This is a genomic window from Thauera sp. WH-1, assembly GCF_047806685.1.
GTDB lineage: Bacteria > Pseudomonadota > Gammaproteobacteria > Burkholderiales > Rhodocyclaceae > Thauera.
Genome location: NZ_JBLQGP010000039.1, coordinates 1 through 16,422 on the forward strand (window position 1 = coordinate 1; position 16,422 = coordinate 16,422).

Genomic DNA, 16,422 nt, shown 5'->3' on the forward strand with positions numbered 1-16,422 from the left:
TCGAACAGCTCGCGGCTGGTGAACATTTCGCGCTTGCAGCGGAACAGGCCTTTCGCCTTGTCCTTCTGGATCAGGGTATCCAGGTACTCAGTGGTGATCATCGCCGAGGTCTCCGATGTTGTTTGAGCGGAGCCCGCATCGTAGGTAGGACGCGAGGGGCGAAATATCCAGTTTCTGCACGATCGCTATCCACTCTGTGCAGCGGCTTTTATTGCACAAAGCGGATAAGCATTGTGCAGAAACTGGATATTGCAGGGGGGCTCCTGACCCTAATCTCCACCCCATACCGCTTCCGGCCGGCGCCCGCCAGCGCCGGGGGCTATAAATAGATACCAACGGAGACATGCGGGAATGGCTGCTGCAAGGAATTTGCGGGGAATGGGGTGTGCCCGGAATGCCGGGCGTCATCAGGGTTTTGCGGGTCGCTGCCCGCTGACCGGTGCCACTGTTCATGCTCGCTGTGCAGCCTTTTCTTCGACGCGATTCTGCGCGCACCGCATTACTTCCAAGGCGACGCTTGCTTCTGCGCCCGCCGGCGGCCATTGCGATCAATGGCGCCAGGGCGGCATTCAGGATGGAGTGCGCGCATGAGCACCTACTTCAACGTCACGATCGAGGATACCGGCGAGGTCTATCGCTGCAGGCCCGACGAATCCCTGCTGTCCGGCATGGAGCGGCTGGCCAAGCGCGGCATTCCGGTGGGGTGTCGCGGCGGTGGCTGCGGCGTGTGCAAGATCCACGTCCGCGAAGGCGAGTTCCAGAAACGGGTCATGAGCCGCGAATACATCAGCGCGGAGGAAGAGGCGCAGTCGATCGTGCTCGCCTGCCGAGTCCGTCCGCTGACCGATATCACGCTGGCCGTGATTGGCAAGATGAAGAAGAACGTGTGCGCCTGAGGCGCCGAGAATTGTGGGGTCGAGTCCGAGCTGCGATTGCGGACGGGGCTGAGATCCGACAGTGTGTGGCGGAAGCTGGGCCTGGCTTCGATGCACGGGGCCCGAATCCGCAAACCCCGACTATGAGGAGTTGAAATGGCTACAACCGGTGTAATGCGTCCTGGGCACATCCAACTGCGCGTGCTCGATCTGGACGAAAGCGTCGAGTTCTACAAGAACGTGCTCGGTCTGGTGGAGACGGGCCGTGATGCGGCGGGCCGTGTGTACTTCAAGGCCTGGGACGAGCGCGACCACAACAGCGTGATCCTGCGCCAGGCCGACCGTGCCGGCGTGGATCTGATCGGCTTCAAGGTCAAGGACAAGGCCACCCTCGAGCAGCTCGACAAGGACCTGCAGGCCTATGGCGTTGCCACCGAGCGCATCGCCGCCGGCGAACTGCTGGAGACCGGTGAGCGCGTGCGCTTCACGATCCCGACCGGCCACGTGATGGAGCTGTACGCCGACAAGACCGACGTCGGCAATGGCCAGCCCTACACCAACCCGGATCCGTGGATTCCTGCCTCCGAGCACGGCATCGCGCCGCATCGCTTCGACCACTGTCTGCTCTACGGCCCGAACCTCGAGGAGAACCTCAAGCTGTTCACCGAAGTGCTGGGCTTCCACCTCGTCGAGCGCGTGCTGATGGAGGATGGCAAGGCGCTGCTGGCCACCTTCATCTCGTGCTCGCACAAGGCGCACGACCTCGCCTTCGTAGCCCACCCCGAGCCGGGCAAGCTGCACCACCTGTCCTTCCTGCTGGGCAGCTGGGAGCAGGTGTTGCGCGCAGCCGACCTCATGTCGATGAACCGCGTGTCGATCGACATCGGACCGACCCGCCACGGCATCACACGCGGCACCACGATCTACGCCTTCGACCCCTCGGGCAACCGTTTCGAGACCTTCGCTGGCGGCTACGAGAGCTATCCGGATCATGCGCCGATCACCTGGACCTTCGACCAGGTCGGGCCGGCGATCTTCTACCACGACCGCAAGCTCAACGAGCGTTTCCTGAGCGTGGTGACCTGATCCTGCTTCACGCACGCCGCCTCGTCCGGGACGGGGCGGCCGACGTACAACAATACCCCTCCGCGGCCTGACGGAGGGGATCGGGCAGTGCAGGGCGACATCAGCGCGTCCTTCCAGTCCCCTTCGAGCCTGCGCATTCGCGCACCCACACCCTGATTTCTGCTCGCGCGATGCCGACCCTGGGTCGGGTGTCGTCGCAAGCGTGCCGTGTCATCAGCAATGCTCCAAAGGAGGAGACAAATGGAAAAGCAGGTCAAATTCGTTCGTAACGTCGTGCTGGGTACCGCCCTGGCTGCCGTCGGCATGGGCTCCGCCCTTGCCCAGGACAAGGTCAAGGTTGGCCTGATGCTGCCCTACACGGGCACCTTCGCCGCGCTGGGCAACAATATCACCAACGGCTTTAAGCAGTACGTCGCCGAGAACGACGGCAAACTCGCCGGCCGCGAGGTGGAGTATGTGGTTGTCGACGACGAGTCCAACCCGGCGCGTGCCACCGAGATCGCCCGCCGCCTAGTCACCCGCGACAAGGTCGATGTGCTGATCGGCTCGGTGCACTCGGGCGTTGCGCTGGCCGCCGCGCGCGTCGCCGCCAACACCAAGACGCTGATGATCGTGCCCAACGCCGGCGCCAATGAGATCACCGGCGCGCAGTGCTCGCCCTACGTGTTCCGTTCTTCCTTCTCGGCCTGGCAGCCGTCCTACGCGATGGGCGAGGCGCTCGCCAAGCGCGGCGTCAAGAACGTCGTCACCCTGGCTTGGAAGTATTCCTTCGGCACCGAGTCGGTCGAGGGCTTCACCGAGGGCTTCACCAAGGGCGGCGGCAAGATCGTCAAGGACATGAGCCTGCCCTTCCCGAACGTCGAGTTCCAGCCCTTCCTCACCGAGATCGCCGCGCTCAAGCCTGATGCGGTGTTCGTCTTCTTCGCCGGCGCCGGCGCGGCCAAGTTCGTCAGCGACTATGCCGCTGCGGGCCTGAAGGGCAGCATCCCGCTGTACGGCCCGGGCTTCCTGAGCGAGGACGTCGCTGCCATGGGCGGCGCGGGCGAAGGCCTGCAGACCACGCTGCACTACGCCGACGGCCTCAACACCGACCGCGACAACGCCTTCCGTACCGGTTACGCCGCCGCCTACAAGGCGCAGCCGGACGTCTATGCCGTTCAGGGCTACGACGCCGCGCAGATGTACCACGCCGGCCTGAAGGCGTCCAACGGCGACCCGTCCAAGCTCGACGACATCATCAAGGGCATCCGCTCGGCCACCATCGACAGCCCGCGCGGCAGCTTCACGCTGTCGAAGGCGCATAACCCGGTGCAGGACATCTACCTGCGCGAGGTGAAGGACGGCAAGAACGTGGTCGTCGAAGTCGTGTCCGCCGGTCTCGAGGACCCGGCACGCGGCTGCAACATGTAAGCGCCCCGCTTTCGCACCCTTCTAACGCATTTGTCGTCCCGGCAGGCTCGCGCCTGCCGGACGGGGGACAGCCATGGATTTCGCAAGCTTCCTGATCCAGGTGCTGAACTCGCTGCAGTACGGTTTGCTGCTCTTTCTGGTGGCAAGCGGTCTGACGCTGGTGTTCGGCATCATGGGGATCATCAATCTGGCGCACGGTAGTTTCTACATGATCGGCGCCTATCTCGCCTTCGTGCTCACCAGCGCCACCGGCAGCCTGGTGCTGGCAATCGCGCTCGGCATTCCGCTGGCGCTGCTGTTCGGTGCCTTCCTGGAGTGGGCACTGTTTTCGCACCTTTACAAGCGCGACCACCTTGAGCAGGTGCTGCTGACATACGGCCTCATCCTGATCTTCGAGCAGTTGCGCAGCCTGCTGGTCGGTGACGACGTGCATGGCGTGGCCATCCCGGCCTTCCTCGATGTGTCGATCCAGCTTACCGAGGTGATGAGCTACCCGGTGTATCGCCTGGCGATCTCCGTGGTCTGTATCGTGCTGGCGGTCGCCTTGTACTACGTCATCCAGCGCACCCGCCTGGGCATGATGATCCGCGCCGGCAACGACGATCGCACCATGGTCGAGGCCCTGGGCATCAACATCAACATGATCTACCGCGTCGTGTTTGCGCTCGGCGTCGCGCTCGCCGCGCTGGCCGGCATGCTCGCCGCACCGATCTCGTCGGTGTTCCCGAACATGGGGAGCCACGTGCTGATCATCTCCTTCGTGATCGTGGTCATCGGCGGTATCGGCTCGGTCTGGGGCGCGCTGGTTGCCGCACTGATCGTGGGTTTTGCCGACACCTTCGGCAAGGTGCTGCTGCCCGAGATCTCCGGGATGATCGTCTATCTGGTCATGGCCGTCGTGCTGCTGTGGCGCCCTGAAGGCATTCTGAAGAAGGGCTGAGACCATGAACGCACAAGCTTCCCTCATCCTCAAGCTGATCGCGATCGTCGCGATCGCCTGTGTCCCGCTGTCGGGCGAGTCCTTCTACGTCGAGCTGGTCGCGAAGATGCTGTTGATGGCGATCTTCGCCATGAGCCTGGACCTGCTGGTCGGCTTCACCGGCCTGGTGAGTTTCGGCCACGCGGCCTATTTCGGCATCGCGGCCTACTCGGTGGCGCTGCTGACGGCCAAGTTCGGCCAGCTGAGCCTGTGGCTGGCGCTACCGGCGGCGATCCTGCTGTCGGCTGCGGCGGCCCTGGTGATCGGCTTCTTCGTCATTCGCACCAAGGGCATCTACTTCATCATGGTGACGCTGGCCTTCGCGCAGATGGCCTACTTCGTCTTCCACGACACCCCGCTGGGCGGTGGTTCGGACGGCGTGTATGTCGATGCCAGGCCGTCGGCGGCGATCGGTAGCTGGGTTCCGTTCGATCTCGACAACGAGCTCCACATGTTCTACTTCGTGCTCGTCATGATGTTGCTGGTGTATCTGTTTCTGCACCGCGTGCTGCAATCGCCCTTCGGGCGGGTGCTGATGGGCATCAAGAGCAACGAGCACCGCATGCAGTCGCTGGGCTACTTCACCTACGGCTACAAGCTCGCAGCTTTCACCCTCGCCGGGGCGCTGGGCGGTGTCGCCGGCTTCCTGTACGCGGTCCTGTTCGGCTTCGTGACGCCGGAGCTGCTGTCCTGGCACGAGTCCGGCAACGTGCTGCTGATGGTGATCCTGGGTGGCATGGGCAATCTGGCGGGCGCTGTTCTCGGGGCCTTCGCTTTCGAGGCGATGCGCGAGTTCTTCGCCGATATCACCAAGTACTGGCAATTGCTGATGGGCAGCGTGATCGTGGCGCTGGTGCTGTTCCTGCCAGGTGGTCTGACTGCGATTCCGGGCCGCATCAAGCGCGCCCTGCAGGGAGGTGAGGCAAAATGAGCCAGCCGAGTCAAAAAGAAGTGCTGTTGCAGGCGACCAAGCTCACCCGCCGCTTCGGCGGCCTGGTCGCCAACCAGGATATCGACGTCACCCTCGAGCGCGGCATGATCCACGTGCTGCTCGGCCCCAACGGGGCAGGGAAGTCCACCTGCATCAACATGCTGTCGGGTGACCTGCCGCCCTCCGAGGGCACGGTCCACTACAAGGGCAAGGACATCACCAAGCTCACTGCGGCGCAGCGATCGCAAGTGGGGATCGGGCGCAGCTACCAGCGCACCAATATCTTTCCGCAGTTCTCGGTGCTGGAGAACGTGCGTCTCGCCGCGCAGTCGCGCCGTCAGGAACCGTGGCGTATCTTCAGCAAGGCCATGGAGGCGAAGTGGGCGCTGGAGAAGGCGCGCGCCTGCATCGACGAGGCCGGCCTGGGCAAGCGTGTGGACTGGGTGTCGGGTGTGCTGAGTCACGGCGAACAACGCCAGCTCGAGATCGCCATGGTGCTGGCCACCGATGCGCAGGTGCTGCTGCTCGATGAGCCGCTGGCCGGCATGGGTTCGGAAGAGTCGGCGAGCATGGTCGAGGTGCTCAAGCGCCTGCGCCAGACGCGCGGCATCCTGCTCGTCGAGCACGACATGGACGCGGTGTTCGCGGTCGCCGACATGATCACGGTGATGGTCAACGGGCAACTGCTGGAGTGCGGCCCGCCCGCGCAGATCAAGGCCAGCGTGGCCGTCCAGCAGGCCTATCTGGGTACGGAGGACAGCTTCCATGTCTAACATGCTGCTCGAAGCCAAGGAAGTTCACACCTATTACGGCGCGAGCCACATCCTGCACGGCATCGACTTCCACATCCGCGAAGGCGAGGGCATTGCGCTCATGGGCCGCAACGGCATGGGCAAGTCGACGCTGATCAAGAGCATGCTCGGCCTGGTGCGTCCGCGCCACGGTCGCGTGCTGGTGCGCGGCGACGACTACACCAAGGCGCGCACCTACCAGACGGCCCAGCAGGGCATCGCCTACGTGCCCGAGGGGCGCGGCATCTTCAAGAGCCTCACCGTGCGTGAGAACCTGCTGATGTCGGCCCGCGCCGGCATCGACGGGCGGCGCGAGTGGACCTTCGATCGCGTGATGGAAACCTTCCCGCGCCTGGGCGAACGGATCAACAATGGCGGCTGGCAGCTGTCGGGCGGCGAGCAGCAGATGCTGACCATCGGCCGCGCGCTGATGACCAACCCGGACCTGCTGATCCTCGATGAGGCGACAGAGGGCCTGGCGCCGCTGATCGCGATGGAGATCTGGCGTATCGTCAAGGAGATCCGCAAGACCGGTATCGCCACCGTGATCGTGGACAAGAACCACAGCGCGGTGACCAGCATCTGCGATCGCGCGATGATCCTGGTCAAGGGCGAAGTCGTGTTCGATGGCAGTAGCGAGGAAATCCGCGCCAAGCCCGAACTGATCCAGAAGCACCTCGGCGTCTGATTCAGGACGCGACATTGCAGGAAGCTCATGCCATGAACATCAAGTCACTCGACATCATCCACGATGAGCATCGTGCCCTTGCCGCCATGCTCAGCGGCCTGCGCACGATCGCCAGCAACATCGAGGCCGGGCGCCTGAAGCCGGACTACGACCTGCTCGAGTCCATGGTCGAATACATCGACAAGGTTCCCGAGAAGGTGCACCACCCGAAGGAAGACCAGTATCTGTTTGCCAAGCTGCGCCTGCGCAGCGCCGAAGCGCTGCCGGTGATCGAGCGCCTGGAGGAGGATCACCGCCAGGGTGAGGCGCGCATCAACGCGCTGCGCGCTGCGCTGGCCAACTACAGACAGCAGGGCGAGGCGGGCTTCACGGGCTATTACGAGGCGCTCAAGACCTACATCGAGCAGGAATGGCGGCACATGAACACCGAGGAGCGCGAGCTCTTCCCGCTTGCCAAGGCGCACCTGACCGTTGAAGATTGGGCCGAGATCGACGCCGCCTTTCTGGGCAACCAGAACCCGTGGGAAGGCGCGGCCGGTGAGTACCGGGCCTTGTTTACGAAGATCGTCAACATGGCACCCGCGCCAGTAGGCCTTGGCGGCTGAACTTTGGGCGCGGGCGCCGGCAATTGTGGAGAGTTAAGGGCATGACCGAACACGCAGGATTCGACTGGGACGATCGTTACTTGCTGGGCTACAACGCGATGGACGACACCCATCGGGAGTTCGTCAGCCTGGTCAACGCCTTGTTGACGGTCGACGATGCACAGTTGCCGGCGGCGCTCGATGCCTTCGCGGCGCACGCAGAGGACCATTTCGCGCAGGAAAACAGCTGGATGGAAGCCGACGGTTTTCCGGCGCGCGACTGCCATGTCGATGAGCATGACAAGGTGCTCGCCTCGGTGCGCGAAGTCCAGCAACTGCTCGCCGAGGGCAATGTCGAGGTCGTCCGCGAACTGGCTGTCGCGCTGATGGAGTGGTTCCCCGGTCATGCGGACTACATGGACTCCGCGCTGGCGCTATGGATGGTGAAGCGCTCGCATGGCGGCGCGCCGCTGGTCTTTCGGCGCGAGACCGCAAAGAACCGTTGAACACCGGCTTGATACATCTCCCTCCCCCGAAATCACGTTCTGTCGTGGTTGCCTCCTGCACCGTCTCCGTTGGCGGTGCGGGATGGATTTCGGGTTTGGCCCGCTTCGGCGGGCCTTTTTTTGCTGCCTCCCGCCGGTCATCGTACTGGTGCTGGCTGCGATAATCCGCTAGAGTCGTTGAGCATACGCATCGGTACGGAGCGGGAGATGCCGCGCCGGCCGGAAGCGTTTTCCCTAACCAGTCAGGAGAGTGGACACGATGGGTATCGGCAAGATCGGTGTGGTGGGTGCGGGCACGATGGGTAACGGCATCAGCCAGGCCTTCGCCGTGGCGGGGCGCGAGGTGGTGATGATGGACGTGGGTGAGGCCCAGGTCCAACGTGGCATCGACACCATCAGCACGAGCCTGGATCGTCTGGTGAAGAAGGAGAAGATGAGCGCCGAGCAGAAGTCCGCCGCCATGGCGCACATCACGACCGCGACCTCGCTTGCTGCCCTGGCCGACTGCGATCTCGTCATCGAGGCGGCCAGCGAGAACGTGAATCTCAAGCTCAAGATCTTTGCCGAACTCGACGAGCTGACCAAGCCCGACACCATTCTCGCCAGCAACACCTCGTCGATCTCGATCACACGGCTCGCCGCCGGCACCAAGCGGCCGGGCCAGGTCATCGGCATGCACTTCTTCAATCCGGTGCCCTTGATGGCGCTGGTCGAGCTGATCAACGGTCTGCAGACCTCCGCCGCCACCTATACCGCGGTCGAGGAGCTGGCGAAGTCGATCGGCAAGGCGCCAATCAAGGTCAAGAACAGCCCGGGCTTCGTCGTCAACCGCATGCTGTGCCCGATGATCAACGAGGCCGTGTTTGCGCTCGGCGAGGGCCTCGCGACGGCGGCCGAGATCGATGAGGCGATGAAGCTGGGCTGCAACCATCCGATCGGTCCGCTGGCGCTGTGCGACCTCATCGGTCTCGATGTGGAGCTGGCCGTGATGCAGGTGCTGTACGAAGGCACCAAGGATCCGAAGTATCGTCCGGCGCCGCTGCTGGTCGAGATGCTGGAGGCGGGCTACCTCGGGCGCAAGAGCGGCAAGGGCTTCTTCGAATATCCGGCCAAGTGAGCGCGGCCTGAAGGCGGCCGCTCCTTTGTCGGACGGCCGCCTGGCGCATCAACACAAACGCCACCTCGACGGTGGCGTTTGTGTTGATGCGGGGCAGGACGGTGCTGATCAGCCGCGGCCCGAACGCATCGCGTCGAAGAACTCGGCGTTGCTCTTGGTGGCCTTGATCTTGTCGAGCAGGAATTCCATCGCGTCGATGTCGTCCATGCCGTACAGGAGCTTGCGCAGGATCCACATCTTCTGCAACACGTCGGACTTGAGCAGCAACTCCTCGCGGCGGGTGCCGGAGCGGTTGACGTTGATCGCCGGGTAAACACGCTTTTCCGCCATGCGCCGGTCGAGGTGGAGCTCCATGTTGCCGGTGCCCTTGAACTCCTCGTAGATCACGTCGTCCATGCGGCTGCCGGTGTCGATCAGCGCGGTGGCGATGATGGTCAGCGAGCCGCCTTCCTCGATGTTGCGCGCGGCACCGAAGAAGCGTTTCGGTTTCTGCAAGGCGTTGGCATCGACACCGCCGGTGAGCACCTTGCCGGAGGCCGGCACCACGGTGTTATAGGCGCGCGCCAGTCGCGTGAGCGAGTCGAGCAGGATCACCACGTCACGCTTGTGCTCGGTCAGGCGCTTGGCCTTCTCGATCACCATCTCGGCGACCTGCACGTGGCGGGTGGCCGGCTCGTCGAAGGTGGAGGCTACGACCTCGCCCTTCACCGAGCGCTGCATTTCCGTGACTTCTTCCGGACGCTCGTCGATCAGCAGCACGATGAGCGCGACCTCGGGGTGGTTGGTCGCGATGGCGTGGGCGATGTGCTGCAGCATGACCGTCTTGCCGCTCTTGGGCGGTGCGACGAGCAGGCCGCGCTGACCCTTGCCGATCGGCGCGATCATGTCGATCACGCGGCTGGTGATGTTCTCCTCGCCACGGATGTCGCGTTCGAGCTTGAAGCACTCCTGCGGATGCAGCGGCGTCAGGTTCTCGAACAGGATCTTGCTCTTGCACTCCTCGGGCGGCCGACCATTGATCTTGTCGAGCTTGGTCAGCGCGAAGTAGCGCTCGCCATCCTTGGGCGTGCGGATCTCGCCCTCGATGGTGTCGCCGGTGCGCAGGTTGAAGCGCCGGATCTGCGAGGGCGACACGTAGATGTCGTCCGTGCCCGCGAGGTAGGAGGTGTCAGGAGAGCGCAGGAAGCCGAAACCGTCAGGCAGCACTTCGAGTGCGCCGTCGCCACAGATCGGTTCGCCCCTGCGGGCACGGTTGCGCAGCAGCGCGAATACGAGTTCCTGCTTGCGCAGCCTGTTCGCACCTTCCACGTTGTTCTCGACGGCCATCTGCAGCAGTTCGCTGACATGCAGGGCCTTGAGTTCGGACAGGTGAAGGGCGGGCACGTCCGAGCGCACTGACGAGGAAGCGCCTTCCTCGCCCGCGTTTTCGACGTCGAACAGGTCGTCTTCGGGCTGCGAATTCTGGGGGGGATTACCGTCGCGATTGCGCGCGCCGCGGCGACGGGCGCGCGAGGAACCGCGAGAACGGGCCGGAGCCTGGTCCGGCTTAGATGTTGCTGTCAATGAAGGCGGTCAGTTGAGATTTGGAAAGGGCGCCCACTTTGGTCGCCTCGACGTTGCCACCCTTGAACAGCATCAGCGTCGGAATACCACGAATGCCGTATTTCGCCGGCGTTTCCTGGTTCTCGTCGATGTTGAGCTTGGCGACCTTGAGCTTGCCGGCGTAGTCCTTGGCGACATCGTCAAGGATGGGTGCGATCATCTTGCACGGACCGCACCACTCGGCCCAGTAATCGACCAGCACGGGGGTTTGGGACTGCAGCACTTCGGCGTCGAAGTTGCCGTCCGTCACATAGTGAATATGCTCGCTCATGATTCCTCACTGAAAGGCTAGCGGGTGTAAACGATAGTCGCGGACTTCGTTGCCTGGTACTGCGGGGGTAAGGGAAAGGACCGCTCACGCCCCCGACCGGCTTGCAGACATGCACCCGATCACGCGCATTGAAACGGGGTCGTCAGAAACAGGCGGGGCGGACGGTCTGCGGAGGGGAGGGCCCCCTCCGTGAAGAAATTTTGACGAAACTTATTCGAAGGACGCGTCGTCGTCAAGGGAATCGCGTCGGTTTATCGGTGCGGCGCGTGCAGACGTGGCAAAAAGGCAAACGGCTGGACTATATTCGGGGTCTGCCACCCATCGCGCACCGGGGGGTGGCTCGAGCCCATGGAGACTGTGCGATGACCTATGTCGTGACTGAAAGCTGTATCCGCTGCAAATACACCGACTGCGTCGACGTGTGCCCCGTCGACTGCTTCCGCGAGGGACCGAACTTCCTCGTCATCGACCCGGAGGAGTGCATCGACTGCACCTTGTGCGTGGCCGAGTGCCCGGTCGAGGCGATCTTCGCCGAGGACGACGTGCCGCAGGCGCAGCAGCATTTCATTGCCCTCAACGCCGAACTGTCCAAGACCTGGAAGCCGATTGTCGAACGCAAGGACCCCCTGCCTGACGCCGAGGATTGGGCAAAGGTCAAGGACAAGCTCGATCAGCTCGTGCGCTGAGGCCGCAGCGCGCGCCCTGGCGTGCTTTGCGGCCCTAGCACGATGCAATAAGATGGCACACGAACCCAACTACTGAAACCGACACGGCACGGAGATCGACATGCTGGTGAGCGAGATTCTCGCGATCAAGGGCAAGGTGCTTTTCACCATTTCCCCGAACAGGCGCATTGCGGAAGCGGTGGAGATCATGAACGAGCAGGATGTCGGTTCGCTCGTCGTCTTCTCGCATGGAGAGATGGTCGGCATGCTCACCTTCCGCCAGGTTCTCCAAGCCGTGCAGAAGGGGGGCGCCGACTGGCAGGCGCTGACCGTCGACGAGGTGATGTTGCGCGCGCCGATGGTCGCCTCGCCCAACATGGAGATGGACGAGCTGCGGCGTCTGATGGTCGAGCACCACCAGCGCTACCTGCCGGTGATGGAGGGCCAGACCCTGCTCGGCGTGGTCAGCTTCCATGACGTGGCCAAGGCCGTGCTCGAGGAACAGAGCTTCGAGAACCGCATGTTGAAGAACTACATCCGCAACTGGCCGGAGGCCGACGAAGCGGAACGCTGAATCGAGGCCTGAGCGCAGGCTCCGGCCGGTGGCGGTCGCGCCGCCACACCTCCGTGACGAAGTGCGCTTCGTCCTGTCGACATCCGCACACAATAAGCGGGTGCGACCGCGTTGGAATTGAACGGGCGCGCCTATTGCGGCGGGCTCTGCGCCTTGGGAGGGCGGCGCGGGTCGGCGATCGTGCCGACCTGCAGTTTTCCAGCAAGAGGAGGAAGAAGCGTGGAGAAAGTCTGGCTGAAGAGCTATCCCGAGGGCGTTCCGGCGGAGATCGATGTCGGCCAGTTTCGCTCGCTCGGGGATCTGTTCGAGCGCAGCGTGGCCCAGTACGCCGAGCGCGATGCCTTCGTGTGCATGGGCAAGTCGATCACCTACGCCGAACTCGATGCGCTGAGCGCGCGCTTCGGTGCCTTCCTGCAGCATGAGCTGAAACTGCCGCGGGGTGCACGCGTTGCGCTCATGATGCCCAACGTGCTGCAGTATCCGGTGGCTCTGTACGGCGCGCTCCGCGCGGGCTGCACGATCGTCAACGTCAATCCGCTCTACACCGCGCGCGAGCTCGAGCACCAGTTGCGCGACGCCGGGGCCGAGGCGATCGTCATCCTCGAGAACTTTGCTCATACCCTGCAGCAGGTCCGCGACAGGCTGCCGCTCAGGCATGTCGTGGTCACCAGTCTGGGCGAGATGCTCGGTTTCCCGAAGGGCGCAATCGTCAATTTCGTCGTGCGCAGGGTACGCAAGATGGTGCCCGCCTGGTCACTGGCGGGCGCCATGACCTTCGGCGATGCGCTGCGCCGGGGCGAAGGGCATACACTTCAGCCGGTCGAGGTCGGGCACGACGACATCGCCTTCCTCCAATACACCGGCGGCACCACCGGCGTTGCCAAGGGCGCGATGCTGACCCATCGCAACATCATCGCCAACCTGCAGCAGGCACATGCCTGGATCAAGCCCTGCGTGCGGGAGGGGGGCGAGATCATCATCACGGCCTTGCCGCTCTATCACATCTTTTCGCTGACCGCGAACTGCCTCACCTTCTTCAAGATCGGCGCGACCAACGTCCTCATCACCAATCCGCGCGACATACCCGGTTTCGTCAAGGAACTCGGCCAGCACCGCTTCACCGCGATCACGGGGGTGAACACGCTGTTCAATGCGCTGCTCAACAACCCCGATTTTGCCAAGCTCGATTTCTCTGCCCTGCACGTGGCGCTGGGGGGCGGCATGGCCGTCCAGCAGGCGGTGGCCGAGAAATGGAAGCGCGTCACCGGCGTCTCCCTGATCGAAGCCTATGGGCTGACCGAGACCTCGCCCGCAGTGGCGATCAATCCGCTCGACCTGCAGGCGTTCAATCATTCGATCGGTCTGCCGGTGCCGTCGACCGAGGTCAGCATCCGGGACGACGAGGGCAACGAACAGCCCATTGGTCAGCGCGGCGAGCTGTGTGTGCGTGGGCCGCAGGTCACGCCGGGTTACTGGAACCGACCTGAGGAGACAGCGCGCATGTTCACCGCGGACGGCTTCCTGCGGACCGGCGACATCGCGGTGATCGACGACAGGGGCTTCATCACGCTCGTCGATCGCAAGAAGGACATGATCCTGGTGTCGGGTTTCAACGTCTATCCCAACGAGGTCGAGGACGTGGTGGCGAGCCATCCCGGGGTGCTCGAGGTCGCCGCGATCGGCGTGCCCGACGAGCGCAGCGGCGAGGCGGTGAAGGTCTTCGTGGTGCGCAAGGATCCCGCGCTGACGGCCGAGGCGCTGATTGCGCACTGTCGCGAGAGTCTGACTGCCTACAAGGTGCCGCACCATGTCGAGTTCCGCGACGAGCTGCCCAAGAGCAACGTCGGCAAGATCCTGCGCCGCGAACTGAGGGATGCCGGCTGAGGGCGGCGCAGCAAGGTCGGGAGCTTGGCGAAAATGTAACTGTTGGCGAAAAAAGTTTCTTGTGTCGGCCGCGCATTCCTCAGTAGAATCCCGCCACTACTCCTCGAGTATTGATGGTTCCAACCTCATGAATTTGTCTGCCCGCCTGTTCGCTGTCGTCGCCGTAGTACGCGTAGTAAGCGTAGGTAGGCGCGCGTCGTAACGGGACAGAACACTCGAGCATCAGGATTAAAAACCCCCGTCGGCGCGCAAGGCCGGCGGGGGTTTTGCTTTATGGCTCGCCGGTCACGCCGCTGAATCCGAAAACAAGGAGAGCAACATGATGCAACTCACTGGCGCGCAACTGATCGTGCGTCTTCTCGAACGCCAGGGCGTGCGCACTATCGCCGGCGTTCCGGGCGGCGCGATCCTGCCGCTCTACGATGCACTGTCGGGCAGCGAGTTGATCCGCCACGTGCTGGCGCGGCACGAGCAGGGCGCCGGCTTCATGGCGCAGGGCATGTCCCGTGTGTCGGGCGTGCCGCAGGTGTGCATCGCCTCCAGCGGCCCCGGTGCGACCAACCTGGTGACGGCGATCGCCGATGCCTGCCTCGATTCGATCCCGATGGTGATCATCACCGGCCAGGTGCCGCAGGCGATGATCGGCACCGACGCGTTTCAGGAGGTCGACATCTACGGCATCACGGTGCCGATCACCAAGCACAACTTCCTCGTGCGCTCGGCGCAGGAGTTGCTGGAAGTCGTTCCCGATGCCTTCCGCATCGCGATGTCGGGCCGCCCCGGTCCGGTGTTGATCGACGTGCCCAAGGACGTGCAGAACCAGCTCATCACGATCGACGAACTGCCGTCGCCGGCGGTGGCCGACGCACCGCCCGCGCTCGACATGGCCGCCGTCGAGGCGGCGGCCAGCATGATCAACCAGGCCGCCCGGCCGGTGCTTTACCTCGGCGGCGGGGTCGTGCATTCCGGTGCCGCGCCGCTCGCGGTGCAACTGGCGGAGCAGGGCGGGCTGCCGACGACGATGACGCTGATGGCGCTCGGTGCGATGCCGATGGATCACCCGCTGTCGATCGGCATGCTCGGCATGCACGGCGCGCGCTACACCAATTTCGTGCTCGAGGAGGCCGATGTACTGATCTGCGTCGGCGCACGCTTCGACGACCGCGCGATCGGCCGGGCGGCGCAGTTCTGTCCGAATGCGAAGATCGTGCACATCGACGTCGACCGCTCCGAGCTGCACAAGATCAAGAATGCGCACATCGCCATTCATGCCGATGTGCAGGTTGCGCTCAAGGCCTTGCTGCCGCGCATCGACGCCGCGAAGCGCACGTCCTGGCTGGCGCAGGTCGATGGCCTGAAGCAGCGCTTCCCGATGCAGCTGCCCGGGATCGAGGATCCGCGCAGTCACTACGGCCTCATCCAGGCCGTGGCCGATACGCTCGACGACAGCGCGATCATCGCCACCGACGTCGGCCAGCATCAGATGTGGGTGGCCCAGGCCTATCCCTTCCGCCGTCCGCGCCAGTGGCTCACCTCCGGTGGCCTGGGCACGATGGGCTTCGGCATGCCCACCGCGATTGGCGCCGCCTTGGCCGAGCCGGAGCGCACGGTGGTGTGCTTCTCGGGCGATGGCAGCTTCAAGATGAACATCCAGGAGCTCGCGACGCTCGCCGAGGAGGGACTGAACGTCAAGATCGTGCTCATGAACAACAACGCGCTGGGTCTCGTGTATCAGCAGCAGACGCTGTTCTACGGCAAGCGCCTGTTTGCGTCCAAGTACCGCAGCGAGCCCGACTTCGTGAAGATCGCCGAAGGCTTTGGCGTGCCCGCGCTCGACCTCGACAAGGCCGAGGATCCGCGCGCCGCGCTGGCCGAGGCCTTGCGTGCGCCCGGGCCCTGCCTGATCCACGCGACGATCGACCGCGAGCAATTCGTCTATCCCATGGTGCCGCCGGGTGCGGCCAACACCGAGATGATCGGAGGCTGATGATGATCGAACAGGTTGCCGACCCGCTGCCGCAGACCAGCTGCGCGAAGGTCGTTCTCGAAATCGATGTGAACAACCACCCCGGGGTGATGAGTCACATCTGCAATCTCTTTGCACGCCGGGCGTTCAACGTCGAGGGCATCCTGTGCATGCCGGTGTCGGACGGCAAGCGCTCGCGCATCTGGCTGCTGGTGTTCGACGACCAGCGTCTGGAGCAGATGGTGCGCCAGGTCGAGAAGCTCGAGGACGTGCTGGCTGTGCGCCGCCATGGTGCCGAGCACGAGGTCTTCGAGCGCCTGGAGAGCTTCTTCCACTGAGGCGCTGGCTGGGCGCCCCGGGGTTGGCCGCTCGGTCTGGGCCAGGCGCGCCGGGCTGAAGGGGACGGGGTGCGCGTGCTAGCAGCCTGTCGGACTACTCCCTGTAAAATACCGCATCACCCCCGGATCCTGAGAGCATGAGCCGCTTCCGCCCG

The 16,422-nt window shown here is 64.0% G+C and carries 17 protein-coding genes; 15 read left to right on the forward strand and 2 right to left on the reverse strand.

The genetic code is table 11. The features are described 5' to 3' along the window. Positions 1-587 precede the first annotated feature (587 nt). From ACMV5O_RS20435 to ACMV5O_RS20480, 10 genes are all read left to right on the forward strand, one after another. The gene (locus ACMV5O_RS20435; protein ID WP_324537089.1) at positions 588-896 is read left to right on the forward strand and encodes a 2Fe-2S iron-sulfur cluster-binding protein; all 309 of its coding nucleotides are present in this window, start codon (positions 588-590) and stop codon (positions 894-896) included. A gap of 135 nt (positions 897-1,031) precedes the next feature. After that, complete coding sequence (locus tag ACMV5O_RS20440) at positions 1,032-1,961, forward strand: catechol 2,3-dioxygenase (protein ID WP_416165177.1); 930 nt, start codon at positions 1,032-1,034, stop codon at positions 1,959-1,961. Between the two features lie 240 nt (positions 1,962-2,201). Continuing rightward, positions 2,202-3,371 (forward strand): ABC transporter substrate-binding protein, encoded by a 1,170-nt coding sequence (locus ACMV5O_RS20445; protein WP_416165178.1) that lies wholly within the window; start codon positions 2,202-2,204, stop codon positions 3,369-3,371. Positions 3,372-3,444: 73 nt separating this feature from the next. Next, complete coding sequence (locus ACMV5O_RS20450) at positions 3,445-4,311, forward strand: branched-chain amino acid ABC transporter permease (protein ID WP_416165179.1); 867 nt, start codon at positions 3,445-3,447, stop codon at positions 4,309-4,311. 4 nt (positions 4,312-4,315) lie between these two features. Then, a complete protein-coding gene (locus ACMV5O_RS20455) occupies positions 4,316-5,281 on the forward strand; it encodes a branched-chain amino acid ABC transporter permease (RefSeq protein ID WP_416165180.1) in 966 nt (321 codons plus the stop codon). Then, a complete protein-coding gene (locus tag ACMV5O_RS20460; protein ID WP_324537100.1) occupies positions 5,278-6,054 on the forward strand; it encodes an ABC transporter ATP-binding protein in 777 nt (258 codons plus the stop codon). The genes ACMV5O_RS20455 and ACMV5O_RS20460 overlap by 4 nt, the downstream gene beginning before the upstream one ends. After that, positions 6,047-6,760, forward strand: a complete 714-nt coding sequence (locus ACMV5O_RS20465) for an ABC transporter ATP-binding protein (RefSeq protein ID WP_324537102.1) — start codon at positions 6,047-6,049, stop codon at positions 6,758-6,760. Before ACMV5O_RS20460 ends, ACMV5O_RS20465 begins: the two co-directional genes overlap by 8 nt. A 32-nt stretch (positions 6,761-6,792) precedes the next feature. Next, positions 6,793-7,365 carry a hemerythrin domain-containing protein gene (locus ACMV5O_RS20470; RefSeq protein ID WP_416165181.1) on the forward strand — a complete coding sequence of 191 codons (573 nt, stop codon included), beginning with the start codon at positions 6,793-6,795 and terminating at the stop codon, positions 7,363-7,365. Positions 7,366-7,406: 41 nt separating this feature from the next. Then, on the forward strand, positions 7,407-7,850 hold the full coding sequence (locus ACMV5O_RS20475; RefSeq protein ID WP_416165182.1) for a bacteriohemerythrin: 444 nt from the start codon (positions 7,407-7,409) through the stop codon (positions 7,848-7,850). 259 nt (positions 7,851-8,109) lie between these two features. Continuing rightward, positions 8,110-8,967: a 3-hydroxybutyryl-CoA dehydrogenase gene (locus tag ACMV5O_RS20480; RefSeq protein ID WP_416165183.1), complete on the forward strand. Its 858-nt coding sequence runs from the start codon at positions 8,110-8,112 to the stop codon at positions 8,965-8,967. Between the two features lie 108 nt (positions 8,968-9,075). On the opposite strand, the gene rho is transcribed toward ACMV5O_RS20480, so the two are convergent. Then, positions 9,076-10,350: a transcription termination factor Rho gene (gene rho, locus ACMV5O_RS20485; protein WP_416165184.1), complete on the reverse strand. Its 1,275-nt coding sequence runs from the start codon at positions 10,348-10,350 to the stop codon at positions 9,076-9,078. A gap of 163 nt (positions 10,351-10,513) precedes the next feature. After that, positions 10,514-10,840, reverse strand: coding sequence for a thioredoxin TrxA (gene trxA, locus ACMV5O_RS20490; protein WP_324537112.1), 327 nt, complete (start codon positions 10,838-10,840; stop codon positions 10,514-10,516). 362 nt (positions 10,841-11,202) lie between these two features. On the opposite strand from trxA, the gene fdxA reads away from it, so the two are divergent. From fdxA to ilvN, 5 genes are all read left to right on the forward strand, one after another. Then, positions 11,203-11,526 (forward strand): ferredoxin FdxA, encoded by a 324-nt coding sequence (gene fdxA / locus ACMV5O_RS20495; RefSeq protein WP_324537114.1) that lies wholly within the window; start codon positions 11,203-11,205, stop codon positions 11,524-11,526. 100 nt (positions 11,527-11,626) lie between these two features. Further along, positions 11,627-12,079 carry a CBS domain-containing protein gene (locus ACMV5O_RS20500; protein WP_324537116.1) on the forward strand — a complete coding sequence of 151 codons (453 nt, stop codon included), beginning with the start codon at positions 11,627-11,629 and terminating at the stop codon, positions 12,077-12,079. A 219-nt stretch (positions 12,080-12,298) separates the two neighbouring features. Further along, the gene (locus ACMV5O_RS20505; protein ID WP_416165185.1) at positions 12,299-13,963 is read left to right on the forward strand and encodes a long-chain-fatty-acid--CoA ligase; all 1,665 of its coding nucleotides are present in this window, start codon (positions 12,299-12,301) and stop codon (positions 13,961-13,963) included. 319 nt (positions 13,964-14,282) lie between these two features. Further along, a complete protein-coding gene (gene ilvB, locus ACMV5O_RS20510) occupies positions 14,283-15,950 on the forward strand; it encodes an acetolactate synthase large subunit (RefSeq protein WP_416165186.1) in 1,668 nt (555 codons plus the stop codon). After that, complete coding sequence (ilvN, locus tag ACMV5O_RS20515) at positions 15,950-16,267, forward strand: acetolactate synthase small subunit (protein ID WP_002923773.1); 318 nt, start codon at positions 15,950-15,952, stop codon at positions 16,265-16,267. The genes ilvB and ilvN overlap by 1 nt, the downstream gene beginning before the upstream one ends. Positions 16,268-16,422: the final 155 nt, after the last annotated feature.

Excerpts from the sequence above, each read along its gene's own strand:
- ACMV5O_RS20435 (WP_324537089.1), top strand. The coding sequence starts at position 588 with ATGAGCACCTACTTCAACGTCACGATCGAGGATACCGGCGAGGTCTAT.
- ACMV5O_RS20440 (WP_416165177.1), top strand. The coding sequence starts at position 1,032 with ATGGCTACAACCGGTGTAATGCGTCCTGGGCACATCCAACTGCGCGTG.
- ACMV5O_RS20445 (WP_416165178.1), top strand. The coding sequence starts at position 2,202 with ATGGAAAAGCAGGTCAAATTCGTTCGTAACGTCGTGCTGGGTACCGCC.
- ACMV5O_RS20450 (WP_416165179.1), top strand. The coding sequence starts at position 3,445 with ATGGATTTCGCAAGCTTCCTGATCCAGGTGCTGAACTCGCTGCAGTAC.
- ACMV5O_RS20455 (WP_416165180.1), top strand. The coding sequence starts at position 4,316 with ATGAACGCACAAGCTTCCCTCATCCTCAAGCTGATCGCGATCGTCGCG.
- ACMV5O_RS20460 (WP_324537100.1), top strand. The coding sequence starts at position 5,278 with ATGAGCCAGCCGAGTCAAAAAGAAGTGCTGTTGCAGGCGACCAAGCTC.
- ACMV5O_RS20465 (WP_324537102.1), top strand. The coding sequence starts at position 6,047 with ATGTCTAACATGCTGCTCGAAGCCAAGGAAGTTCACACCTATTACGGC.
- ACMV5O_RS20470 (WP_416165181.1), top strand. The coding sequence starts at position 6,793 with ATGAACATCAAGTCACTCGACATCATCCACGATGAGCATCGTGCCCTT.
- ACMV5O_RS20475 (WP_416165182.1), top strand. The coding sequence starts at position 7,407 with ATGACCGAACACGCAGGATTCGACTGGGACGATCGTTACTTGCTGGGC.
- ACMV5O_RS20480 (WP_416165183.1), top strand. The coding sequence starts at position 8,110 with ATGGGTATCGGCAAGATCGGTGTGGTGGGTGCGGGCACGATGGGTAAC.
- trxA (WP_324537112.1), bottom strand. The coding sequence starts at position 10,840 with ATGAGCGAGCATATTCACTATGTGACGGACGGCAACTTCGACGCCGAA.
- fdxA (WP_324537114.1), top strand. The coding sequence starts at position 11,203 with ATGACCTATGTCGTGACTGAAAGCTGTATCCGCTGCAAATACACCGAC.
- ACMV5O_RS20500 (WP_324537116.1), top strand. The coding sequence starts at position 11,627 with ATGCTGGTGAGCGAGATTCTCGCGATCAAGGGCAAGGTGCTTTTCACC.
- ilvB (WP_416165186.1), top strand. The coding sequence starts at position 14,283 with ATGATGCAACTCACTGGCGCGCAACTGATCGTGCGTCTTCTCGAACGC.
- ilvN (WP_002923773.1), top strand. The coding sequence starts at position 15,950 with ATGATGATCGAACAGGTTGCCGACCCGCTGCCGCAGACCAGCTGCGCG.